This is a genomic window from Enterococcus hirae ATCC 9790, assembly GCF_000271405.2.
Taxonomy (GTDB): Bacteria; Bacillota; Bacilli; order Lactobacillales; family Enterococcaceae; genus Enterococcus_B; species Enterococcus_B hirae.
This window is the reverse complement of sequence record NC_018081.1, coordinates 656,041-678,393: the sequence shown is the minus strand read 5'-3', so window position 1 is coordinate 678,393 and position 22,353 is coordinate 656,041. Positions and strand designations below refer to the sequence as shown.

The 22,353-nt window shown below is 33.3% G+C and carries 22 protein-coding genes and 3 pseudogenes; 20 read left to right on the top strand and 5 right to left on the bottom strand.

Translation table 11 applies throughout. From position 1 onward, the window contains the following. The first annotated feature begins 35 nt into the window (after positions 1–35). From EHR_RS03295 to EHR_RS03280, 4 genes are all read left to right on the top strand, one after another. Entirely contained in the window at positions 36–521 is a 486-nt protein-coding gene (locus EHR_RS03295; RefSeq protein ID WP_010736892.1) for a hypothetical protein, read from the top strand. Further along, a complete protein-coding gene (locus EHR_RS03290; protein WP_010736893.1) occupies positions 511–1,137 on the top strand; it encodes a hypothetical protein in 627 nt (208 codons plus the stop codon). The genes EHR_RS03295 and EHR_RS03290 overlap by 11 nt, the downstream gene beginning before the upstream one ends. 17 nt (positions 1,138–1,154) lie before the next feature. Then, on the top strand, positions 1,155–2,075 hold the full coding sequence (locus EHR_RS03285) for a hypothetical protein (protein WP_010736894.1): 921 nt from the start codon (positions 1,155–1,157) through the stop codon (positions 2,073–2,075). Between the two features lie 228 nt (positions 2,076–2,303). Then, on the top strand, positions 2,304–2,876 hold the full coding sequence (locus EHR_RS03280) for a tyrosine-type recombinase/integrase (RefSeq protein ID WP_010736895.1): 573 nt from the start codon (positions 2,304–2,306) through the stop codon (positions 2,874–2,876). A 21-nt stretch (positions 2,877–2,897) separates the two neighbouring features. Here the strand turns inward: EHR_RS03280 and EHR_RS03275 are convergent. Together EHR_RS03275 and EHR_RS03270 are read right to left on the bottom strand one after the other, a co-directional pair. Beyond that, positions 2,898–3,808: pseudogene (locus tag EHR_RS03275) on the bottom strand (hypothetical protein). A 535-nt stretch (positions 3,809–4,343) separates the two neighbouring features. Then, entirely contained in the window at positions 4,344–5,063 is a 720-nt protein-coding gene (locus tag EHR_RS03270) for a hypothetical protein (protein WP_010736897.1), read from the bottom strand. A gap of 342 nt (positions 5,064–5,405) precedes the next feature. Here EHR_RS03270 and EHR_RS03265 point away from each other — a divergent pair, with 342 nt between their 5' ends. The 8 genes and pseudogenes from EHR_RS03265 to EHR_RS03230 all read left to right on the top strand — a co-directional run bounded on the left by EHR_RS03265 (position 5,406) and on the right by EHR_RS03230 (position 12,549). After that, complete coding sequence (locus tag EHR_RS03265; RefSeq protein ID WP_010736899.1) at positions 5,406–5,975, top strand: recombinase family protein; 570 nt, start codon at positions 5,406–5,408, stop codon at positions 5,973–5,975. Between the two features lie 215 nt (positions 5,976–6,190). Further along, complete coding sequence (locus tag EHR_RS03260) at positions 6,191–6,403, top strand: hypothetical protein (protein WP_005233820.1); 213 nt, start codon at positions 6,191–6,193, stop codon at positions 6,401–6,403. Between the two features lie 17 nt (positions 6,404–6,420). Next, positions 6,421–7,341, top strand: a complete 921-nt coding sequence (locus EHR_RS03255; protein WP_010736900.1) for a hypothetical protein — start codon at positions 6,421–6,423, stop codon at positions 7,339–7,341. A gap of 9 nt (positions 7,342–7,350) precedes the next feature. Continuing rightward, positions 7,351–7,593: a hypothetical protein gene (locus tag EHR_RS03250; RefSeq protein ID WP_010736901.1), complete on the top strand. Its 243-nt coding sequence runs from the start codon at positions 7,351–7,353 to the stop codon at positions 7,591–7,593. Between the two features lie 467 nt (positions 7,594–8,060). After that, positions 8,061–8,330: a hypothetical protein gene (locus EHR_RS03245; protein ID WP_010736902.1), complete on the top strand. Its 270-nt coding sequence runs from the start codon at positions 8,061–8,063 to the stop codon at positions 8,328–8,330. After that, positions 8,311–8,796: pseudogene (locus EHR_RS03240) on the top strand (hypothetical protein); the annotation flags it as partial. The gene EHR_RS03245 and the pseudogene EHR_RS03240, both read left to right, overlap by 20 nt. A gap of 135 nt (positions 8,797–8,931) precedes the next feature. Further along, positions 8,932–9,102, top strand: a pseudogene (gene rplT / locus EHR_RS03235) (50S ribosomal protein L20); the annotation flags it as partial. A 1,626-nt stretch (positions 9,103–10,728) separates the two neighbouring features. Continuing rightward, positions 10,729–12,549, top strand: coding sequence for a DUF3329 domain-containing protein (locus EHR_RS03230; protein WP_010736904.1), 1,821 nt, complete (start codon positions 10,729–10,731; stop codon positions 12,547–12,549). A 431-nt stretch (positions 12,550–12,980) separates the two neighbouring features. On the opposite strand, the gene EHR_RS03225 is transcribed toward EHR_RS03230, so the two are convergent. Both EHR_RS03225 and EHR_RS03220 read right to left on the bottom strand, forming a co-directional pair. Next, a complete protein-coding gene (locus EHR_RS03225; protein ID WP_014834326.1) occupies positions 12,981–13,412 on the bottom strand; it encodes an acyl-CoA thioesterase in 432 nt (143 codons plus the stop codon). Between the two features lie 2 nt (positions 13,413–13,414). Next, a complete protein-coding gene (locus EHR_RS03220; protein WP_010736906.1) occupies positions 13,415–14,263 on the bottom strand; it encodes an NAD(P)H-hydrate dehydratase in 849 nt (282 codons plus the stop codon). Positions 14,264–14,410: 147 nt separating this feature from the next. On the opposite strand from EHR_RS03220, the gene pepV reads away from it, so the two are divergent. Next, positions 14,411–15,829: a dipeptidase PepV gene (gene pepV / locus EHR_RS03215; RefSeq protein ID WP_010736907.1), complete on the top strand. Its 1,419-nt coding sequence runs from the start codon at positions 14,411–14,413 to the stop codon at positions 15,827–15,829. 602 nt (positions 15,830–16,431) lie between these two features. Then, on the top strand, positions 16,432–16,827 hold the full coding sequence (locus EHR_RS03210; RefSeq protein ID WP_136770789.1) for a hypothetical protein: 396 nt from the start codon (positions 16,432–16,434) through the stop codon (positions 16,825–16,827). 701 nt (positions 16,828–17,528) lie between these two features. Here EHR_RS03210 and EHR_RS03200 read toward each other — a convergent pair. Beyond that, positions 17,529–17,849 (bottom strand): putative heavy metal-binding protein, encoded by a 321-nt coding sequence (locus EHR_RS03200; protein ID WP_010720273.1) that lies wholly within the window; start codon positions 17,847–17,849, stop codon positions 17,529–17,531. Between the two features lie 203 nt (positions 17,850–18,052). Between EHR_RS03200 and dhaM the strand changes: the two genes are divergently transcribed. The 6 genes from dhaM to EHR_RS03175 all read left to right on the top strand — a co-directional run bounded on the left by dhaM (position 18,053) and on the right by EHR_RS03175 (position 22,351). Then, entirely contained in the window at positions 18,053–18,448 is a 396-nt protein-coding gene (gene dhaM / locus EHR_RS03195; RefSeq protein WP_010736909.1) for a dihydroxyacetone kinase phosphoryl donor subunit DhaM, read from the top strand. A 1-nt stretch (position 18,449) separates the two neighbouring features. Next, complete coding sequence (gene dhaK / locus EHR_RS03190; protein WP_014834323.1) at positions 18,450–19,433, top strand: dihydroxyacetone kinase subunit DhaK; 984 nt, start codon at positions 18,450–18,452, stop codon at positions 19,431–19,433. A 14-nt stretch (positions 19,434–19,447) separates the two neighbouring features. Further along, complete coding sequence (dhaL, locus tag EHR_RS03185; RefSeq protein ID WP_010736911.1) at positions 19,448–20,050, top strand: dihydroxyacetone kinase subunit DhaL; 603 nt, start codon at positions 19,448–19,450, stop codon at positions 20,048–20,050. A gap of 224 nt (positions 20,051–20,274) precedes the next feature. Then, a complete protein-coding gene (locus EHR_RS03180) occupies positions 20,275–21,411 on the top strand; it encodes a hypothetical protein (protein ID WP_010736912.1) in 1,137 nt (378 codons plus the stop codon). Between the two features lie 107 nt (positions 21,412–21,518). After that, a complete protein-coding gene (locus EHR_RS14205; protein WP_014834322.1) occupies positions 21,519–21,656 on the top strand; it encodes a hypothetical protein in 138 nt (45 codons plus the stop codon). A gap of 2 nt (positions 21,657–21,658) precedes the next feature. Beyond that, positions 21,659–22,351 carry a hypothetical protein gene (locus EHR_RS03175; protein ID WP_014834321.1) on the top strand — a complete coding sequence of 231 codons (693 nt, stop codon included), beginning with the start codon at positions 21,659–21,661 and terminating at the stop codon, positions 22,349–22,351. Positions 22,352–22,353 lie beyond the last annotated feature (2 nt).

Sequence of the window (22,353 nt, the reverse complement as noted above, 5' to 3'; positions counted from 1 at the left end):
ATTGAATATACCATCAAAATTTAGGAGATGTTTTTATGGAATTTGCTAAAATTTTTAAAAAAGTAGACCGTAATTCATGTGAATTTTTGCTGATTCCATATGATTCTTCTGAGATTAATTATTCTGATTTTATCAAGTCGCAAAGAAAAAGAGGATTTAGACAAGTTTTATTTAATACAGAACTGATGCTTTTTTTAGTAAAAGCTACTTCTGAAAATTCAGATATTGTTTTAACCAAGATAAAAATGTCTGAAGATGCAGAGGATGGTATTCAAGAAGAGCTTAATCATTGGTTACTGCAATTGAGGACGCAACCAAATAATATATATAAAATCGTTTCAGAATTAGAATGGATTTCAGACAAAGAATCTATAGATATTATGGAACTTAGATTTTTAAATAAAAATACTAGTTCTGAAATTACTATTAAATCAAATGGTATTTGTTTAGGACGAAAAATTGAGAAAGTTTTTGATAGCTTCGTTTCTAAATGTCTTCTGAGGTACTTTTATGAAGAATGAAATATTTAAACAAATAAAGCAGTTAATAATTGTTATTATTTCAGGAGTTTGTTCTTATTTTATACCGATTGCTCATTTTTTTGTTAATATCCCAGACACAAAAATCCTTACAGGATTTGATATTGCTATATTTAGTTTTATTGGAAATAGTTTATTCTCCGCTATAGACTATTTTTATAAAAAAAATAAGTTAATAATTAGAATTTATATAGAAGCAATAGAACAAGAATCTGACAAACTAATTCTTTATGATAAGGATATAGATAAACAATTGGAAATAAAAGCTAACATTAAAATAGAGGGTAAAAAGAGGAAATGCCCATTGATTTCATTAAAAGCTCCTGATTGTTACTTATTACAAGTGCAGAACAATAAGAGTTCTTCTTTTGTAAAAGAAATTTCTACTTCTGAAGAATATGAAATTGATATAAATAAAATTTTACAGAAAAGCCCCAAAGAAGGAATATCGATTACAAGAGAAATTAAATTTATTTTATTATTAGAAGAGCATAATAAAGGAAATAATGATTATCTTGTTTGCGAAAAAGAAAGCGGTTGGAAATGTCTTGGTATGACGAATATAGATAGTAAAAGACTTCAATTGTTGCAAAAGTAGGAGGAGAGTTTTAAGTTATGATTTATTCTAAATGGATTGATAATTCAAATATTTCTTTGGATGATTTAATTAATAATATAAAAGTAAATAAACAAAATCATATAAGAGAGATTGATGCTTTTGATAATACTCCTCTGAATTATGAAGTTGACTTTGTATATGAAGAAAACCAATTTACGATAATAAATGGTAAAGATATTTACTATAATTACTTGCAATTTAACTATGAATACGTTAAAAATCATGAAGCTGTGAATCCACGTCGAGAAAAGCGTGTTTCTACATATGCGATGAATGTGATTATTTTTAACTATGAGGGTAAAAATCATTACATATGTAATAAAAGATACAATAATAGTACCCTAAAAAATTTAAGAAAGTTAGCCGGTTATAAAAAAGATTTAACTATAACAGAACAACGAGTTTTGGGGATAAAAACAGATTTGTTTATTTGGATGACACATTATTTAATAGATAATCCAGATGATTTTTTGGAAAAGGACAGTGAAACTAAATTACTAAAGTTGACTAGTTTTAAGGGACAAACTAAAGATAAATTAGCAGAAATTTCGGGTTCTGGAGAGAAAATTTTAAACATGCTAACAACTCTCTTATTTTTATTTGAAAATAAGGAAATCTCAAGTGTTAAAGTAGAGTTAACAAGATTTCAAGAGTATTTTTCTTTAACCCTAGGTGAGAAAAGTTATGTGGATATAGACGTTAATGAATATAGAGGAGCAGAATACTTTGAAATGGCAGAAACAATAGAATCTATTGTTGTTTTGAAATGCTTTATAGACGTAATTCCTTCACTAATAATAATGTTTTCTGATGAATTAGATAGCAAGAAATGGACACCTAAAAAAGAAAATAAATTCTTTACAGGTATAGGGAGAACTCTGTCAAAAAAAATAAATGAGAGTTTGAGAAATAAATAATAACTGGAAAATATCACTAATATTTATTGGTGATATTTTTTGTTCTATAAATTTGCAACCCTTATAAGATGATGCTATAAAGGTCCTTGCAAGGGATACTTTTGTAATTTCTATCCATCATGAATCCTATTATATCAATGTTTCATTCTTGGTTTATAGAGAGATGGATAATTTTATATTATAAGAGATAGAAAGTATCCATAATTCATTCATTATGGAGGGAGGAATATGCCACAAGGAAATATTAATGTCAAACCAATTAAATCTAGGGAAGTATTAATAAATTTCTCAAACGAACTGTTGAGAAACAAACATGGACAAAGGGACTATACAATATTTATGTTTGGGGTTTTTACTGGACTAAGAATTTCAGATATATTGAATCTAAAAGTGGAAGATGTAAAAGGGAAATTAAAAGCGAATATTATTGAGAAAAAGACAGGAAAGAAAAGAACACTTAATCTGATGCAATTAACGAATCAAATAATTAAATACCTAGACGAAGAACATGATGGGGAAAGTGAGTGGTTATTTCCATCACCTAGGGATAATACGAAACATTTAGCTACACATCAGTTCTATAAGATTATGCAGAAAACGGCTAATTTCCTTGATTTAGACTATATAGGAACTCATACATTAAGAAAAACCTTTGGTTATACCTATTATCAGAAAACAAAGGATTTAACGGCATTGATGAAAATTTTAAACCATAGTAGCCAGAGTGTAACTCTAAGATACATAGGAATTGAAGAAGAAGAGCTTCAATCAAGCTTGGATGAGTTTAATCCGTTTCAATAATGAATATAAAAGCACAATCAACTAAGACTGTGCTTCTTTTTTTGCATTCTTTTTACCTATCGTATTGTATTGTTTTCTATTTTCACTGCTTTTTGCATATAAAGTTTCTAACTTGGTATATTTTTCTACATCATTTGAAAAAGTAATTTTCTCATTGGATTTAAAATAATTAGACAAATAATAAATGAATGCAAATAGTCTTTCAATTCTATATAATATCCATTGTCGTTGTTCGTTTTTCGCATAGAAAAAGAAGCAGTCTTCGCTTTGAATAGAGATTAGGATGTCATCACGAATAAATTCTGTATTATTCTGCACTTTATACATATTAAAATCTCTGAGTTTACTTCTAATAGCAGGTAATTGTTCTTTAGTAGGGATTGCAATAATATCTAAAGTATCTAAAGAATGAGTGTGGGGTAATTGATTCTCATCAATAGCACTAGAAAATTGAATCGGTATTTGAACGTGTTGATATTCTGTGAATTTCATATAAAATTCTTTATTCTCATTGGATAAGCATTGATTAAACAATTGGGAAGCTTGTGGCTTCTGACTGAAATTTTTATGATTATAGATATTTCTTACAGAACTATAAAAAGAAGCAGTCACTTGTTTTTGTTGATTCGTAGCTATTGAAAGATTAGCTGTTCTAAATCCTAGTGCTAACATTTTTTGTAAGGCATTGGCTTGTAAGTCCAAGTGCTTTAAATTGTCTAAATCAAACTTCTTAGAATAATAGAAGTGCTTGGACAACTTTTCCTTAGAAATCCATTTATGCTTCTCTAACGTGCTTAAACGAGCTTCTAAGCTGATTCTGTTACATTGTAGCAGTTTTTCTAAGGTGGATTCATAAATCCCATTAGATCTATAGCTAGTTGTAATAATTCATCACTATCAATCGCTCTTTTGTTGACAATATATTTTTTCAAATTCACTCCCTCCAATAATTTTTATACATTTTTTTCAGTAATTTTCATTCTTAAAAGTATCCATTTTTATATAGTTGGTAAAGGTCGAAATAATCCAATTTTGTGACCCCTACATGGTAAGGAATCTCTTGTTCAAATTTTAGAAATTTTTTTAGGTAGTTGCTGTTTCGAAAAATTCACGGAGGTTTCCATTCAAAATTTGTAAAATTTCATCAAAAATCACCGAGTTTTCAAAAAGTTATCACGAAAGTTATCTTAAAGTTATCATCCATAAAATCCAAAAAGCACTTTATGTAGGGTCGATGTAGGGATAATGTAAGGTATGAAAATTCACAATGTAGGGATAATGTAGGGGCAGAAAATTGAGAGAAAAAATCGAGAAATTTCTCTCAAGTATCCATCTCGTAATTATCCATTTTCAATTTACTATATATCTATATTATACCATCGTAAAAACGATGATGGAAATTTTAATGACATAGTTAGAATTGTTGACAAAGAAAAAAACCAACAGATTAATTCTGATGGTTTACTGTTAGTAATAGTTTACTTTTTTAAATCTACTTTCATAGCTTTTTAGTTGTTCTTCTAATTCTTTAGGGGCATTTAAAGTTATTTGATTTCTTGGAAGATTAAAGAATCCATTAGATAAATCTGTTATTGGCGTCTTATTTGTTAAGGTTAATTCTTCTAACACGGAATTTTGAAATGGAGCATACCCAAAAGATGTAAAATGTTCCCCTAATGTCAATTTCTTTATTGATGTATTATCTCTTAAAAAGTCTTGAACCCCTAAGTTTGTTACCTTTGTTTTGCTGAAATCTAATTCAAGTATAGTGTTACTTCTCATATTTGCTGTAGAAGTCACTCTATTTAGATTAGAATTTCCAACTATTTTTTCGACCCCTTGAAATTTAGTGCCAGAATTAGTAAAATCAATAGTTTGTAAATCTCTCCCACGAATAGTATTTGGTAATGCCAGTGTCTTTAAATTTTTCTTAATACTTCCATCTTCGTTATAAGCACTTGAAGTTAAACCATTGATTCCATTACCGTTAGTAGTAGAAAAATTTAAGTATTCTTGGTTTGCGACTCCTGTTAAATAATCTGCTGATTGTTCTAAGCTATCATTAAATATCCTAGATAAACTAGGTTTTAAATTATCCTTGAAAAGTAAATAGCTAATCAAAACAAAAATACCGAATATTACGATTGCTACAACTACAAATAGTCCTTGTGAGCTTCCATTTGTCATTAAAAATACCTCCTTTTTGTTATTTTAATCACTTCTTTATTATATCAAATCTGAGTTTTTTTACAAATTTCCAGTGTATAGAAATGCTGTGTATAAGTTGATAAATAAGCAATTAGTGCTTTGTTTAAGGGGATATAAGAGAAAAGTAAAGGCATGATTCATTTTATAGACAAACGTTATATTTGATGAGATAATATAGTTACCTTGACGAAAAACCATTTATAATGACCTCTAAATCTTTAAATGTTTTTCAATTGCCCTAACTTTCCCTGAAGTTAGGGTATTTTCGTATATAAAGTAGCTAATTTGAACTAAACTAAGAACAAAAAAGGAGGGATATATATGAATAATAGAATTATCGGCTATATTCGAACGTCAACAAATAGACAAGAACTTGGATTGGAAGTCCAAAAGAAAGCGATAGAAAAGTTTTCACCGTCCATTATTTATGCAGAACAAATATCTGGAAGAAAAGAGAATCGAAGTGAATTTCAAAAAGCTCTAGATAGTTTGGATGAAGGAGATACGTTACTTGTCTATAATTTATCGAGATTGAGCAGGTCATCAAGACAATTAGTTAATTTAATGTCGGAACTGAACGAAAGGGGTGTTTACTTAAAAAGTATTCAGGAAAATGTAGATACTAAAACTGCTCAAGGTAGATTATTTTATACGATGCTTGCAGCGATAGCAGAATTTGAAGCTGAAAATATTAGCATTCGAACAAAAGAAGCACTAGCGAATACAGATAAACGATTGGGCAGACCACCTATTAAAAATAACGTAAAAAAGAGAATTATTAAATTGTATGATAAAAAAGAGCTATCACTAAATGAAATTGCTATGAAATGTAATGTTAGCGTGAAAACAGTTTATAATGTAGCTAAAAATGAGGGTTTATCCAGAAAATAACCCTTGATTAATTTTTCTACTGAAGGTAACATAGAAAAGGGAAGCAAGATTATGACCGGTAATAAATCAAGGTTTTTTACCGATGAACAAATAAAAAATAACAAACAGGCAAAGGCTGTCTTATCAATGATTTGAAGTTGATAAAGCAGGCTTTTTTTGTCTTGGCAAAAACCTTGATTTTTTGCATCAAGAAAGTTTAAGAAAGGATTGAAATAATGGCGTTAAAGGGCGGAAGGATTTTTCAAGAAATGATAGAAGTACCTGACGAAAAAGAAAAAGGGTGTGGCTGCATTGGTTGGATAGTATTATTAGTAATTGTCATAACCATTTTGATACATGTATTGGATTTTGTTTTCCAACATCTGTTTATTTCCTTTTTGTTTGTTGCTGGAATAGTGTTTGTGATTAATTTATTTAATAAAAGATAACAGAAGAGGTGAATAAAATGAAAAAATGGTTAAAGATGGGTGTAGCTTTAGTTGGAATTGCTATAATAAGCGGGGGAACAGGAGCTTATTTATATTCACAAATAAAAGAACCAGTGGTAGCAAAAGCAGTTAATAGCAATTCTTCGACAATTAAAGAAGAATCTATTGAAAATGAAAGTAGTTCTAACAGTAATATACCTACAGCTTCAACTGAAAAAGTTGAAGAATTAAGTGTGATAGACCAATTTATACAAATGAAAAATGATGAAAGCACCTTTCAAGTATCTTTAGAAGATAAAATAAAAACTGAGGATGATAGGTTCAATACGAATATTGTTGTAAATCAACAAGATATTTATGAAGCTTTTGAGATGGATGGATTAAATGTAGGCACTTTATTTTATAATGGGAATCCTAGTGCTTCAAACCCATTTTTTTATATAGGTAACTCTAAAGCCGAAGTAGTAGAGGCAACAGAAATTGGTTCAAATCTACAAATTGATAGTAGTAAATATGATAAATTTGTGACTCTGCTTTTAAATCAAGGTTCTGGAGAAACAAATTATTATTTAGTAACTCAAAAAGCTGATGAAATAATAATAAGTTTACACACTGTAAAAGACTTGGTAACAGAAGAAAATCGTGTAGAAAAAGCATTACTGGTAGTAAAACCTATCCATTCAAAGCAAGCAACGGACACAAGAGATATAAGTAAAATGTTAAGTAGTCTAGAAAATGAGGAAGCTCCATCACTTGCGGTTTTAAACAACCAAATGAGTATAAATGGAAAAAATACTTCTCATTTGGATAACGTATATGTCTCACTAACCGATAATAATGAACCTATTTATTTATATAAACAAGCGTTCGATGGAGTGTTAGCTGAATTTGAACAATATTTTTTCACTATTGCAATGTTTGACCACTTTTTCATGTAAGGAGAATAGATGAATACTAATCAATTAGCCCGAAAGAAATATGTTCAAAACAAAGTGAAGAAAGTATTTGTTCAAGCGAATGTAACTATTCCTAAAGTAGTAATCAATAGAGTAGCTACTGCTTTATATAAGGAATTTATAAATTTATCTATTGAAGAACAAGAGAGAGTATTATTCAGTGAAGAATTAGTAGCTTGTCTTTGGGAGAAACATGTAGTAACAAAAGAAAAAGAATTGTTAGAAGAGATGTGAGTAAAGTCATGTCTCTTCTTTTTTTTCAAAAATCTATCTCAAAAATATTGTCAAAAACCACTTAAAAAATGACCCTTTAAAAAGCCAGTAAAATCAAGGGTTTTCTACTTGTTGACAGAAATACAAGATTATTGTAATATCAACGATTTTTCAATGGATTTTTGAAAATATACCTCTCAGACTTCACGAAAAAATTTTTATGGGGAATTATCCACTTCATGTTCAATTTAAGGTGTTTTTAGGTCGAATTTAAGATGGAAAATAAAATAAACGTTGATATATCAATGTTTTTAATGGTTTCGATATATCTAAGAACGGAACAAGAAAATAAGAGCATTCTTTTAATAAAAATACACTAATTATTTTTTGTTGTCCGAAAATGATATCCATTCTTGACTTCAGTTGATAATTGATGATATAGTCCGGACCTAAATTGATTAATAAAATAATTTCGGAGGATAAATTAAATGAATTCAAAAAAATTAACAGCAGAGGAATTGACTGAGAAACAAGAAAAAGTAAAGGCTTGGCTACATATATTGGACAAAATTTATGGGGTAAAAATGAACGTTTTTTCTAAAGCCATTGGTATTCACAATCAAAATCTACATAATTTTCGAAAAGGAAAACGTGGATTGACAGAAGAAAAAACGATATTATTAGAGAAAGTAATCGTTTTAAAATACGGTAGATTACTAATGTTGGAGGACAGAGAGTATGAAAGTATATCTAAGTAATATTCCGAATAAAGAAAAACCCAATCCAATAACCATCCGCAAAATATCTAACACTATAATGAATACATTAGTAGATATTTCAATGCAGGAATTTGCAGAAGAACTCGCTGTGGACGGTAAAACTGTTGTATTAGCTGAATTAAAAGAGCCTAAGTTGTCTAAGTATACAGAGATTATTGGTCAAGAATTAATAATGCTCGATTTTGATAATAAAGATGAAAATAATTTGTATACATTGGAAGACTTGGAATCTGATTCGTTGATGCAAGAATATGCTTGTTTTATATATAAAACGTTTAGTGATAAAAATTCTAACCTAGATAAATTTCGTGTGGTTTTTCGATTAGATAAAGTGGTTACTTCTAATAAAGAAATTGAACAAATATATCAAGAACTATTTAAATTATATCCTCAAGCAGACAGTAGTGTTGGGCAAACAAGTAGAATGTTCTTTGGAAGTAATTCATTGAACTAAGTATATTTGTTATTTCATCTCTGTTTGTTTATTTTTTAAATAAAAATCAACTTTATCCTATGCCTGTTTATTTTTGATTGAATACCCCATTGAATACCCCTTAATGTAGATAAAAATGAGGGTTTTCGTATCAACGCAGCGGCTCGTATGAATGGCTTAAGCTACTCAAAATTGATGCACGGCTTGAAATTAGCTGAAATCGACATCAACCGCAAAATGTTAGCTGACTTGGCTGTAAACGATGCAACAGCATTTACTGCATTAGCTGACCAAGCTAAAGATGCTTTAGCTAAATAAAGGGTATTCAATACCCACAAGCCCACTTTAATTAGTGGGTTTTTTTGTTATTTAAAATTTAATCTAAACTCATAAACTCCATTAGCTTATCAGCGGTTTGATCACTGTACTTATCATTTAAATGCGTGTATCCATTTAGTGTAGTTTTCACATTAGAATGAAATATTCCTGTACTTTTTTTAGATTTCTTTCTGATAACTAAAGTAGGCTTACATACGTATGCCTAAAACTATGAATAGTAATAAATGTTAGGTCTTTACTAGTCTTCTTTTTATACTCGGTTCTAATTTTCTTACTAGTTATAGGACTAGTGCCTACATAGTAATCAAACATGTAATTGATTGTGTTATCTGCTTTTTGTATTGTTTAATTTATATCATAAAAGATCTCCTTTTTATGGCATAGGATAAAGAGTTCTGACTAAACCGTAGATTGATAATTTATTCACATTTAAGTATAGAAATAAATGCGCTTTTATGATGGATTTTATAGAAACCTTTGTTTGTTTTATTCTTTCTAAAGAGATAGTTAATATGGGGAAAATTATTAATTAATAGAAGAAGTCAAGGTTTATAAGTGGCTTGACAAAAAAGAATTTAGAAAATACAATTAATTTGTAAATAAGAATTAACCGTATACAAATAATACTATTTTTCGGTGCATCAATTTAATTTTGATGGGACCCTTACACGAATGAAGTGTAAAAGATTTTTTATCCCTTGTGCTCTTAGCATAAGGGATTTATTTATGTTCTAAAAATTTGTGCGCTATGAAAAATGATGTTGGTGAAGAGAAATCTTAGAATAATTTGAACAGAAAGAAGAAAAGCTTCTTTCACGATTTCTTGCCCTAGAAGGTGTTTAAACATAGGCTAATTGAAATAAACCTTAATGTTTCTGAGAAAGTGTTTCGAAAAGTATTTTCTTATTTTCCTCGGAGTCCAAAACTCCCCTCAGTCTCTTCGGGTGTCTCTAAAAGTGAATAAACGGCGTTTAAAAAGCAACTCCTCAACAATAATCGATGGTTTTCTAAAATATGAGGAGCTATTTAAAAAATCCTCTCTTATTTGCTCGGAGTTAGTCGTTTCTTTCACAGCCTTTTGCTAAACGGTGTTCAAACATCAGCTCCTTGAAATAAGCCTGAATTTTTCAAAACATGAGAAGCTGTTTCAAAAAATTCTTTCTTATTGTCATCAGAGCTACCCGATGTTTTCACGACCTCTGATTCACGGCGTTCAAGAAACAACTCCTCAACAATAATCGATGATTTTCTAAAATATGAGGAGCTATTTTAAAAAATCCTCTCTTATTCGCTCGGAGCTGAACGCTTCTTTCACAGCCTCTTGCTATTACGATAATCTTGCTTATGCTGTCTTATTTCGAATAACGAACAGGTCAGGTGCTTTGTCTTTATCTCCCTTTTTCAGGGTCGGAGAATAGGGTTAGTCCTTTGATTATTCGTACATAACACGCATTCATGATTACTGATGGTTTTTTCCTTATTTGATCTATGTGGCAGTCGAATACAAAAGTAAGAATGTAAGTTGAATCAAAAAATGCTATAATTTTCTTTGTGAATCACAGGAACCCTTTTTATAGCAAAATTTAAGAAGAAAGTAGGAGCGAAGTGAAACAAATAAAAGAGACTATCCGCAATAATAAAAAAATTTTAGTTCTTATTTCTGCCTATGTTATCATGGTTGTTTTAAATTTTTTGACACCGTTAATTGCGGATGATATTGAGTATATGTATAAAACAAGTAGTTTTTCGTCTATTTTACATGATGAATACACACAATATATGACTTGGACGGGAAGATCTGTTGTCCATATCATTGCACGTTTATTTTTGTTGATGCCTAAAACAGTATTTAATTTGGTCAATCCACTGATCTATGTTTTACTGACATTATTGATTTATAAAATGACCACAAAAGATAATACTACGTTTTATTCCTTCAAATATTTTTTAATTAATGTATTTTTATGGTTATTTGTCCCAGCTTTCGGTCAAACGATTTTGTGGGAAACTGGTGCTGCTAATTATTTATGGGGAGGCATCATCGTTGTCAGTTTCCTCTTTCTTTACCATCGCTATTATGAGAAAGAGCAGGAATTATCATTCAATCCTATAGTAAATAGTATATTGCTACTCATTTTAGGAATCCTAGCTGGTTGGTGTAATGAAAACACTTCTGGTGGGATGATCTTGATCGTTCTTGGCTACCTCTATTTTTATTATCAAAAGAAAAAGCCTTTACGACCATGGATGTTCACAGGATTGTTAGGAGCAATTTTTGGTTTATTCATGATGGTAACAGCCCCTGGAAATGCTGTTCGAGCTACTTATTTTGCTCGTAGCCAGTGGTCTTTACCTCGGAAATTGTATTCAGGTGTTTTTTCAATCACAAAAACGCTATATGAAAATAGTTTAGCTCTTTTTGTGTTGATGGCGGTTCTGATCGTGTTGGGAATTTTCTTTAGTAAACACAAAGAATGGTTGAGACTATCCTATATCTATCTCTTTGCAGGGATAGCCACGATCTATGTATTATCTCTTTCACCAGCTGGACTTGATTGGGGAAGATCATTTTTTGGTGGTGTTTTATTTATCATTATGGCGATGGCGTTTGAATGGCCAGATAAAGTGTTGAAATCTACCCAGGGAGCGTTTTATGGGGTGATTAGTGGCGTATTGATTACCCAATTTCTATTTACTTTTGCTTTAGGAGTCAATGACATAGCACTTTCTTATAGAGAGATCAATCAACAATACCATTACGTCAGAGAGCAAAAAAAACAAGGGAATTTGAATCCGGTGATTGCCAACTTTACGATTTATAATCAAACTGGTCATACTGCTTACTCGGGAGGACTATCCCACGTAAAAACGGATATAACGAAACAAGTCAATCGAGCGAATGCAAAATATTTTGGTTTAGAGTCCATTCATTCAGTACCAAAAGAGGCTTGGGAAACAATCTATCAACAGGGAGATCCAAAATGGATGAGTATTTGGAATGCTAACGCCTATTTTGAAGCATTAAGTCAAACTGATCATTTGATTGTGATGGCAGGTGCAGGAGACAAGACACAAATGAACCAACAGTTAGCTGAAGAGATCCGTAAGCTGTTCCCTGAGTTTAAAAATGGGGATTCAGAAAGTTCTTGGAATTTTTCGGGTATCCGTCTGTTAGGAAAAAATCCTGAATTTTCACAGACAAAGAACTATAATTCTGTTAGCCAAGAAATCAATGGGAAAGAGATCTCAGTTTCTTCAAGTTTTACACCGTATGCTGACCAACAGTTTGCTGCGATAAAAGTGGGCGATATAAATGTTGCAAGAAATAAAACGGGCATAAATATTGCTGTTTTGTCAAAAGAAGGAAAAATAGTAGATGCTGTTAATATTCAATTAACTGGTGACAAACTAACCCTCTCAAGATAGAAGAGAGAAAATAGTAAGAAAAACGAGCCTACCAAAAGGATCACTCTTTTTGGTAAGCTCGTTTTTTAAAGAAATTTTTTGGACAAGCAAAAACCTCAATCATGTTGACTAACTAATGATTGAGGTTTTATTTCAATCAGGGCGTACTTCGTGCAGTTGTTTGACACGCCCTCCGATCGATTTAGCAAAAGCTTCTGATGCTTTTTTTCTTTGAAAATCAATAAGTTATCTGGATTTTTTTCTCTAGTGCGGCAGCCTGTTTTATCAATGTAACCGTGCAATACTTTCACAACATACATGATGATCACCTGCTTTTTATTTTATTATACGGATGAATCAAGCCAACACAAGAAAAAAGGCAGCTTTTTTGATTTTTTTTAAGAAAATCCGTAATGGAAATCCTAAAAAATACAAGAGTTAAATACTATTCTTTAGCTATCCAACTGTGCATACTCGTGGAATAAGCGATCTAATGCAGGATTTACCCGTTCAAGTTTGGTTAACTTCTGATTGTCAGCGAGTAAAAAACAATGTTTGCTAGAGCCAGTTGTTCGTAATTTTCCGTCATCTAAACCGTAGATTTCATAACTAAAATTTAATCTTGTACCACTATATTGTTCGATTTTAGGCAAAATACGAACAGTTTCACCATAACGAATCATTTCTTTGTACTGGCAAGTGACTTCTAAAACAGGGATGATCACTCCTAGTTTTTCAATTTTTGTATAGCTGAAACCTAAATGATCCAATAAAGCAACACGAGATTCTTCCATCCAACGGATATAGTTGCTGTGGTGGATGATCCCCATTTGATCGGTTTCATAGTAAAACGGCTCACGCATGTATCCAGTAAATTTTTCCATCATTAGAACTCCTTGTTTCCATCTTTTTTCTGACTAAAATAGTGCATCCATTGAGGGATTGCTTGACTGATTTGTGTCGGTAAAACAACATATTGTTTTTTTGCCAGTTGATCCCCAATAAAACTATGCAGGTAGACAGCTGCTGCGATTGTTTCATCGTTTTTAGGAAATTGTGCCAAGAATCCAGTGATCATACCAGCTAATGTATCACCAGTACCTCCAGTGGCCATTGCGGCAGAGCCAGTAGTATTTTGATAACATTCTTGTTGCCCGTAGATCGTGGTTCGATGACTTTTTAAAACAATCGTTGCGCCTAATTTGGCTTGCTGCTTGCGGTTGTTCTCAGGTGTTTGTTCCTCGATCTTAAGTGAGCTTACTCTTTGCCATTCCATTTGATGAGGAGTCATGACGGTTTGCTCGGGAAAATGGAGGGTTAGATTTTCTTTAGCGAATAATGTTAATGCTGAACCGTCCATCACTAACCACTGATGGCTTTTTTGATGTGCTAAAGTGAATGCTAATAATTCTAAACTCAATGAGGAGTCCCCTAATCCTGGACCAATCAATAGAACGTCTGCCGTGTCCATCACTGCTAACAGTTGTTCTTTTTCTTGCCAGTCGATGCACATGGCTTCAGGTAAATGCGTGTGAAGTGGTGCTTGATTCCACTGGTCCGTAGCAACAGTCGTTAATCCTGCGCCACTGTGTACAGCCGCTAGTGCACTCATGATGATCGCACCACCAAATTGATGGTTACCGCCAATCAAGACAGTACGACCGAAAGTTCCTTTATGTGACTTTTCTGGGCGTGGTTGAATTACTTTTTGTAATAAATCGCTATCTATTAACAATTTTTCCGCCTCCTTTCTTGTATTATAACTGAGTATTTTTAAATAAAATACCGTTTGGCTAAGGAACCACAAATTTTTTTGCACGTTTTTTTGGCAGGATTTATGGTATGATGGACAGGTAGACTTAATGAGTGGAGGATTGATTTTATGACAATCGATTGGCAAAAAGAAGTAGAAGCACGTAAAGAAGAACTACTTGAAGATTTAAAAAATCTTTTACGTGTGAACAGTGAACGGGATGATTCAAAAGTAACTCCTGATGCACCTTTTGGACCTGGACCTCGAGATGCGCTAAAACATATGTTGGCTTATGGCGAACGTGATGGGTTTGTCGTAAAAAATGTTGATAACTATGCAGGACATATTGATCTTGGTGAAGGCGATGAAACTTTAGGTATTTTTGGTCATATGGACGTAGTACCAGCAGGGGATGGTTGGGATACAGATCCTTATGAACCAGTAATCAAAGATGGGAAAATCTTTGCTCGTGGTTCTAGTGATGATAAAGGACCAAGCATGGCTGCCTACTATGCCATGAAGATCATCAAAGATCTTGACTTGGAATTATCCAAAAAAGTTCGTTTTGTAGTTGGTAGTGATGAAGAAAGTGGTTGGGCAGACATGGCTTACTACTTTGAACATGAAGAAGAACCTGACTTTGGCTTTTCTCCAGATGCAGAATTTCCAATCATCAATGGTGAGAAAGGAAATGTTTCTTTCGCACTACGTTTCCAAGGAGACAACGCAGGAGATTATGTCTTGAAGACATTTACTTCAGGTTTACGTGAAAACATGGTGCCTGGAACAGCAACAGCGACTCTTGAAGTACCAAGTGCGGAAGCTGCGATCCAAATGGAAGAAGCTTTTTATCGTTTTGTTGAAGCAAACCCAGTAAGTGGTTCGATCGAAGCGGATAATACCTATGTGAAAATCGAATTGATCGGAAAGGGCGCACATGGTGCAAGTCCTCAATCAGGGATCAATGCCGGTTCATTCTTAGCATTATTCTTAGACGATTATGAATTTATCGGTTCTGCTAAACAATTCATCCATGTAGCAGCAGCCTATGTCCATGAAGATTTTTATGGAGAAAAATTAGGGGTTGCCCATGAAGACGAAAAAATGGGTAAATTGACCATGAACGCTGGATTGTTTGCCTTTAAAGAAAATGGGTCAGAAGAAGATAACTATATCAACATGAACTTCCGTTTTCCAAAAGGGGTTACCGTTGATGGCTTAGAAAATGACATTGCAACAACGATGAAAGCAGAAGGAGCAACAGTTACTCGTGGCGCACGTGTCATGGAACCTCACTATGTACCAATGGAAGATCCATTGGTAGCAACTTTATTGCAAGTTTATGAAGACCATACAGGCGAAAAAGGCTATGAACAAATCATTGGCGGCGGAACCTATGGCCGTCTATTGAAACGTGGTGTAGCTTACGGCGCAATGTTCCCAGGCTATACAGATACAATGCACCAAGCCAACGAATTTATGAGTCTGGATGACCTTTTCAGAGCAACTGCCATTTATGCAGATGCTATCTACCGTTTGGCGAAGTAAAAGTGAATGAAGCTCATGCTGATTCAGCGAATATCCTTGTTCTAAAAGATAGTTTTTGAAAAGGATCGTTGGAAAAGTGAATGAAAAAGATGTTCTAACATGATATGGATGTGATTTTTTGCTTGATGGGGCGAAAAATCACATCCTTTTTACTTGCTAAATAATATTCTAAATATTCAACATCGAAGATTGTTCCAAAAAAACAAATGAATGATATTTTTTATGAAGGAAAAATAATATTTGTAGTTAATGATGAGGAGATAAAGATAAAAAACAGTTATTGGTTCAGCGATTCTCATCAATAAAGAAAGTCGCTAGGAATAAATATCATTAGCATAGAACAAAAAATCTGTTATTTAGAAATTTTTGGCTAAAAAAACTCTACATTTGTGTTACATTCAGATTATTAATCAAATAAGAGAAGGGGATCTAATGACAGAAATAGCAGAAGGTAGAGGATTTACAAAAGCAGTGATTGATAAGCAAAAAAAATAGTAGAGAACGCCTATAAAACAATGGATAGTCACGCTACCTATCCTCACGGAGAAAATTATAAAAAAGCAGCTCATATTCATGAAAAAGAAGAGGAAAAGTTAGCAACGATGCTAAGACACCCAATTAAAGCAACAGATAAGGAATATAGTCGTGAAGAATTGAAGGCGCAAAAAAAATTAAAAGCACAGCTCTTCTCAATTTATGACGTTGTTGAAGATAAGACAAAGGGACTACGAGATGTTAGTAAACACAGAAGAGAACAACTTGAAAAAATTAGTGGGAAATTAAACGTCATGGAGCAAAAGGTTGAGGACTTAGAAAGAAATGTACAAGGTTGGAAAGGAAAACATGAAAAATTTAAAGAAGAGCTTCTAGTGAGAAAGCAAGAGATAAACCAACTAAAAGAGAATGCTCAACAGCGGGTAGAAAAGCTCAGCAACCGAGGTGATAAACAAGATCAAATGCAAAATAGCAATAAAACGAATCGAACTTCAAGAGGATAATCGGATGGTGAAATGCCAGCAATCATAGATAGTAGAATAGAAAATAATCCATTGATGAAAAGAGCAACGTACATAAATAATTAGATAGCAGTATCTTACTTGGATAATCAATTAAATTTAGGGAAAAAGAGCATAGGTGTTCCCTAAAATTTAACGTTTTTACGTATATTTTTTAGGAAACACCTTATTTTATATCAATCTGTTTTTTGAATCGGTGTATTGGTAGAACAGGTTCGGTATATTTTTTAAGTGAGAGTTCTATCTCAGTCTCTTCTAGTATCTCTAAAAACGAATAAACGGTGTTCAAGAAGCAACTCCTCAACAATAAGAGAGGATTTTCTAAAATATGAGGAGCTATTTTAAAAAATCCTCTCTTATTCGCTCGGAGCTGAACGCTTCTTTCACAGCCTCTTGCTAAACGGTGTTCAAACATCAGCTCCTTGAAATAAGCCTGAATTTTTCAAAACATGAGAAGCTGTTTCAAAAAATTCTTTCTTATTGTCATCAGAGCTACCCGATGTTTTCACGACCTCTGATTCACGGTGTTCAAAGAGCTGACCTTCGGCGATAAGTCAAAAAATCTCAAAACATGATGAGCTGTTTCGAGATTTTCATCCTTAATGCTCCTGCGATTACTCGTCGCAGTTTTTACTTGGTGAGCGCTCAGGTCAAGACACTCTTTTCACAACCTCATGTCTGAACTAGTTTATTGTCACCGCTGTCCCACTACAGGTGACCATTAGCATTCCGTTATCGCTCCCCAATACTTCATAATCCATTTTCATCCCAATGACTGCATCTGCACCTAATGATCGAGCACGCTCTTGCATTTCTGCTAAGGCCTCTTCACGTGCAGCAAGCAATTCATCCTCGTAGCTTTTTGAACGTCCGCCAAAAACATTGCGAAATCCTGCCCCGATATCTTTTAATACGTTGATTCCAGTAATGACTTCACCAAAAACAATGCCTTTATATGCTGTTACTTCTTTATTTTCCACGTTGTTTGTTGTTGTAATGATCATTTGATCACTCCTTTCTTTAAAAATAGTATATCAAAATTTATTTCTTAAGTCGCAATTGGAATTAGCTAGTCAATTACAGCGCATCATTTCCAAAAAATGGACATTCTATTATATACTGGAACTATGCAAAAGAATGTAGTTGATGATCAAAAGAATGAAAGCGCAAACTTGGTGTGACCACAAAAGGAAGAAGGAGAAATGGCATGAAAAAAAGTATCTTACTTGTCTCCCATAGTCAACAGTTAACGGATGGACTCAAAGAAATGATTGAACAGATGCAACAATCAGAAGATGTGTTACTTTTTTCCTTAGGAGGAGTAGAGGGAAGAATTGGTTCTGATCCGATGAAAATCATCGATGCGATCAACCAATCAGCTGATTCCGCCATGTATTTTGTGTTTGCGGATATCGGGAGTGCGGTTTTGAACGCTGAAATGGCCAAGGAAATGTTGGATGAAGACCAACAAAAGAAATACTACCTTGTGGATGCGCCACTTGTTGAAGGGGCTTTTGCTGGAGCGATCACAGCAGGTATCACGGATGATCCTCAACAAATACTAACGGAAGCACAGAATGCGGGAAAGAAAGGGTGGACGTGAAATGAAAAAAATCATGAATAATCCTAGTACGATCGTAGAAGAAATGTTGTCTGGTTTAGTGATAAGTTATCCAGAAATGATTCACCAAGTAGCTGATTCTCGAGTAGTAGCAAAAAATGATCAAGTAGAACAAGTTGGCTTGGTTTCTGGGGGAGGAAGTGGTCATGAACCAGCGCATGCAGGTTTTGTTGGTGCTGGGATGTTGAGTGCTGCAGTTTTAGGAGATGTTTTTACTTCGCCGACACCTGATCAGATTCATATAGCTATCAAAGAAGCGGATCAAGGAAAAGGCGTTTTATTGATCATCAAGAATTATACAGGAGATGTACTCAATTTTGACATGGCTAAAGAAATGGCGGCTATGGAAGGGATTGAAGTAGAAAGTGTTGTAGTGGATGATGACATTGCGGTGGAAAATAGCACATATACTGCTGGCAAACGTGGAGTAGCTGGAACAGTTCTTGTGCATAAAATCTTAGGGGATGCCGCTAGGAAAGGTGCATCCTTGCAAGAATTGAAGGAACTAGGAGATAGACTAGTTCCAGCGATCAAGACGATTGGTGTGGCATTGCGTGCGGCCACGGTTCCTGAAGTAGGAAAGCCAGGATTTGAATTAGCCGAAGATGAGATCGAATACGGAGTAGGGATCCATGGCGAGCCTGGTTATCGTAGAGAAAAGTTGCAACCTGCTAAAGTATTAGCTGAAGAATTAGTAACAAAAATTTTAGCTGACTACCCAGAGAAACCAAAAGAAGTTGGAGTGCTAGTTAATGGGATGGGTGGCACGCCATTGATGGAACTCTTTGTTTTTATGAATGATGTCCAATCATTACTCGATCAAGAATCAGTCAAAGTGACATTTCATAAAGTCGGTGATTTTATGACTTCTTTAGACATGCAAGGATTATCTCTGACGATGATTGACCTAACAACTAAGAAATGGCAGGAAGCATTGGAAAGTGAAGTTCACACAATTTCGTGGTAGAAGGTGGGAGAATAATGGAACTAACGGTCAAAGAAATTCAAGCGTGGTTAACGGATTTTACAGAGAAAATCGATGAAAATAAAAGTTATCTGAGTGAGCTCGACACGCCGATCGGTGATGGCGATCATGGCAATAATATGGGGCGAGGGATGACGGCTTATCAAGAAGCGTTTCAAAAAGAACAACCGAAAACGATCAGTGACACGTTCAAGGTTCTTTCGATGGCAATGATCTCAAAAGTTGGAGGTGCTTCTGGACCATTATATGGTTCTGCCTTTATGAATATAATGAAGGCTACAAAAGACATTGATGTGATTACATCACAAGAACAATTAGGGAAAATCATTGAAGAAGGAAAAAATGGGATTCAAGCTAGGGGGAAAGCAGAAGCAGAAGAGAAAACGATGCTAGATGTCTGGTTACCTGTTACTGAAGCCTTGAAGAATAATCGATTAACAGAAGAAGTGATTGAAGAAGCGAAGGAACATACAAAAGATTTAGTAGCCAAAAAAGGACGTGCCTCTTATCTAGGGGAAAGAGCCATTGGCCATATCGATCCCGGAGCAGCTTCTAGTGCTATTTTCTTTGAAACTTTATTAACTAATATAGAATCATAAATAACAAAATATTTATATAGCTGACTTTTTAACCAGTAAAAATGGGAACAAAAGTCAGTTTTTTTCTATTCCAGAACACTTATGAGAATATGCTTTCAAATCAAAAAAACAAAGGATAAACAATTTTAAAACAAAAATTTCCAAACTGAGAAAATGTCGGAGAAATAACAGTTGTCGCGCGTGTTATTCTTAACACACTAAAGTAATAAAGGAGATAAGCAGATATGGGGGATTTAAATAACAAAAATAAAAATGCGGCAGTATCTAGTTTAGAAATGGAACAGGAAGATAAATTTAAGAAATATAAAAAGGAATGTATAGCAGCGTATGTCACTAACGACCAAGCTAAAATTGCGTCAATTGAACAAAACAAACAAAAACTGTTGAAAAAACACGAAAAATCAGATCTACGTCTAATGAGCGAATATTCTTTTGGTTCATATAAGGAATCATTAGTTGTTCCTAAAAAAGAAGTACAAAAGTGTTTTGAACTAAATAAAGACATGAGTTCAGTAATTAGTATGCAAAATAAGTTAGAGCGTGATGAAGACGACATGAAAATAAAAATTCAGTCGTTGGAAGAAGAGATAGGCGTAGAATTGACTAGCTACACTAGTGAAAAAAACAACATGGATAACAAATTGAATCGGTTAAATGCAATACCAGTACTAATCAAGGAGAAGACTGATGAAATCGATAAGATCAAAGCTTCACCGTTTAGAAGATTTTTAAGTTATTTTACAGGTGAAATAGGAGCTTTGGAAAAAGAGAAGCGTTCATTGGAAAATGAACAAAAGCTTATAAAAGGTAAACTGGAGTCTGATCTATCATCACTTTATGGGAAAGGCTATAGTTTGAGTGGGGAGGTTGATAGTAAAAAGATAAAGAAGAAATGGATAAATAAAATAACGAAAGAATATTCTGATTTGAATATGAATGAACAATTTAGTATGGTGAAGAAAGGTTTTATAGATTTAAATAATAAAGTATCAGCCAGTCTATTTCCGTACGTGGCACCGCTATTAGGCGAACTTGCTCGCTCAATTTATACGACCGAAAAAAATTTCTTAGAGACACAGCAGAGATTTGAAAATATCAAGAATCATCGCCCACAAGTACTAAATGCGGAGTTACATGAATATCAGAATAAAGTACAAGCCGAAATGGAAAGAAATGATGAGCAAGAAACAAATGAAGTGCATGAAACAATAAAAATAAATGATGTGCAAAAAACAAATGGTCCACGTGAATTATATACTCTGATAGAAGGAGTTACGCAGCCACAAAGCCAACCAGGGAAACAACAAAGCCAACCAGAGAAACAACAAAGATCAACGCCTGAACACGATTCACGTAATTAGTAATATGTTTGGAAAGTTTCGTTTGTCCAAATGCGTTTCGTCTAAGTTTAGGCACAACGCATTCGTTTTCGAAATATCTCGATTACTAAATGATAAGGAGTAAAAAAATGTCAATACTACCAAAAGCAAAAGAGGTTAAAACAAAAGAAAAAATTTATCAGCTTGTTGAACAAGAAGTAGTATCTAAAAAAAATGCCAAGATTTACCAATTAACTGAGGTAAATGGAAATAAAAAAAGAGTATAAAGATGGAAATTCCCATGCTATTGGATAAGGAATTTTTACATACATATAAAACGATCCTAGAGTTAGATAAGCAAAGACAGAAGCAGTATGCTCGAGTTTCTTATTTGAAAAAAGAACGGATGAATCGATTAAATTATTTAAATCATGCAAAAAAATTAGACGTAGAACCACGAGATCAGGAAAATATGAAGGTTCATTTGACTCAACGAATCGATAAATTGCAGGATAGTATGAACAAAAACGAAGAAAAATTAGCAAAAGGTGTGAATTGGTTACAAAAATATATGTTGAAAAAAGAAATTGACGCTCAAAAAGCTGAGTTAGCATTAGGGAAAAAACTTCTAGGAACAAAAAGTCTTGAAAAGTTAAAGAAAGATGTGAGCAAGGAAAGAGAGCGTTTTTTAAATTTGAATGTTCAACTGGAAAACACTACTCAGAGTCAATCACAACTTCTGGTTGCCAAAATGATGCCTTTGATTAATAGTTTTAAAGGATTGGTAAAACAAGATATAGAATATACAGATAAGCTGATCGCCTCTCTGGAAAAGCATATGGAATCAGAACAAGGGAATGGACAGCCACAAAAAGCTCAATTAAAAGACAAAGTACAGAAAAATGAGACAACAAAGCAGAATCCAGTTAATAGACAACCAATTACACAAGCAAAACAAGATCTAAATGATAAAGGAAGATGATT

Excerpts from the sequence above, each read along its gene's own strand:
- EHR_RS03280 (WP_010736895.1), top strand. The coding sequence starts at position 2,304 with ATGCCACAAGGAAATATTAATGTCAAACCAATTAAATCTAGGGAAGTA.
- EHR_RS03250 (WP_010736901.1), top strand. The coding sequence starts at position 7,351 with ATGAATACTAATCAATTAGCCCGAAAGAAATATGTTCAAAACAAAGTG.
- EHR_RS14205 (WP_014834322.1), top strand. The coding sequence starts at position 21,519 with ATGTCAATACTACCAAAAGCAAAAGAGGTTAAAACAAAAGAAAAAATT.
- EHR_RS03265 (WP_010736899.1), top strand. The coding sequence starts at position 5,406 with ATGAATAATAGAATTATCGGCTATATTCGAACGTCAACAAATAGACAA.
- EHR_RS03270 (WP_010736897.1), bottom strand. The coding sequence starts at position 5,063 with ATGACAAATGGAAGCTCACAAGGACTATTTGTAGTTGTAGCAATCGTA.
- EHR_RS03290 (WP_010736893.1), top strand. The coding sequence starts at position 511 with ATGAAGAATGAAATATTTAAACAAATAAAGCAGTTAATAATTGTTATT.
- dhaL (WP_010736911.1), top strand. The coding sequence starts at position 19,448 with ATGGAACTAACGGTCAAAGAAATTCAAGCGTGGTTAACGGATTTTACA.
- pepV (WP_010736907.1), top strand. The coding sequence starts at position 14,411 with ATGACAATCGATTGGCAAAAAGAAGTAGAAGCACGTAAAGAAGAACTA.
- EHR_RS03255 (WP_010736900.1), top strand. The coding sequence starts at position 6,421 with ATGAAAAAATGGTTAAAGATGGGTGTAGCTTTAGTTGGAATTGCTATA.
- EHR_RS03210 (WP_136770789.1), top strand. The coding sequence starts at position 16,432 with ATGCTAAGACACCCAATTAAAGCAACAGATAAGGAATATAGTCGTGAA.
- EHR_RS03295 (WP_010736892.1), top strand. The coding sequence starts at position 36 with ATGGAATTTGCTAAAATTTTTAAAAAAGTAGACCGTAATTCATGTGAA.
- EHR_RS03180 (WP_010736912.1), top strand. The coding sequence starts at position 20,275 with ATGGGGGATTTAAATAACAAAAATAAAAATGCGGCAGTATCTAGTTTA.
- EHR_RS03200 (WP_010720273.1), bottom strand. The coding sequence starts at position 17,849 with ATGATCATTACAACAACAAACAACGTGGAAAATAAAGAAGTAACAGCA.
- EHR_RS03175 (WP_014834321.1), top strand. The coding sequence starts at position 21,659 with ATGGAAATTCCCATGCTATTGGATAAGGAATTTTTACATACATATAAA.
- EHR_RS03260 (WP_005233820.1), top strand. The coding sequence starts at position 6,191 with ATGGCGTTAAAGGGCGGAAGGATTTTTCAAGAAATGATAGAAGTACCT.
- dhaK (WP_014834323.1), top strand. The coding sequence starts at position 18,450 with ATGAAAAAAATCATGAATAATCCTAGTACGATCGTAGAAGAAATGTTG.
- dhaM (WP_010736909.1), top strand. The coding sequence starts at position 18,053 with ATGAAAAAAAGTATCTTACTTGTCTCCCATAGTCAACAGTTAACGGAT.
- EHR_RS03225 (WP_014834326.1), bottom strand. The coding sequence starts at position 13,412 with ATGGAAAAATTTACTGGATACATGCGTGAGCCGTTTTACTATGAAACC.
- EHR_RS03285 (WP_010736894.1), top strand. The coding sequence starts at position 1,155 with ATGATTTATTCTAAATGGATTGATAATTCAAATATTTCTTTGGATGAT.
- EHR_RS03245 (WP_010736902.1), top strand. The coding sequence starts at position 8,061 with ATGAATTCAAAAAAATTAACAGCAGAGGAATTGACTGAGAAACAAGAA.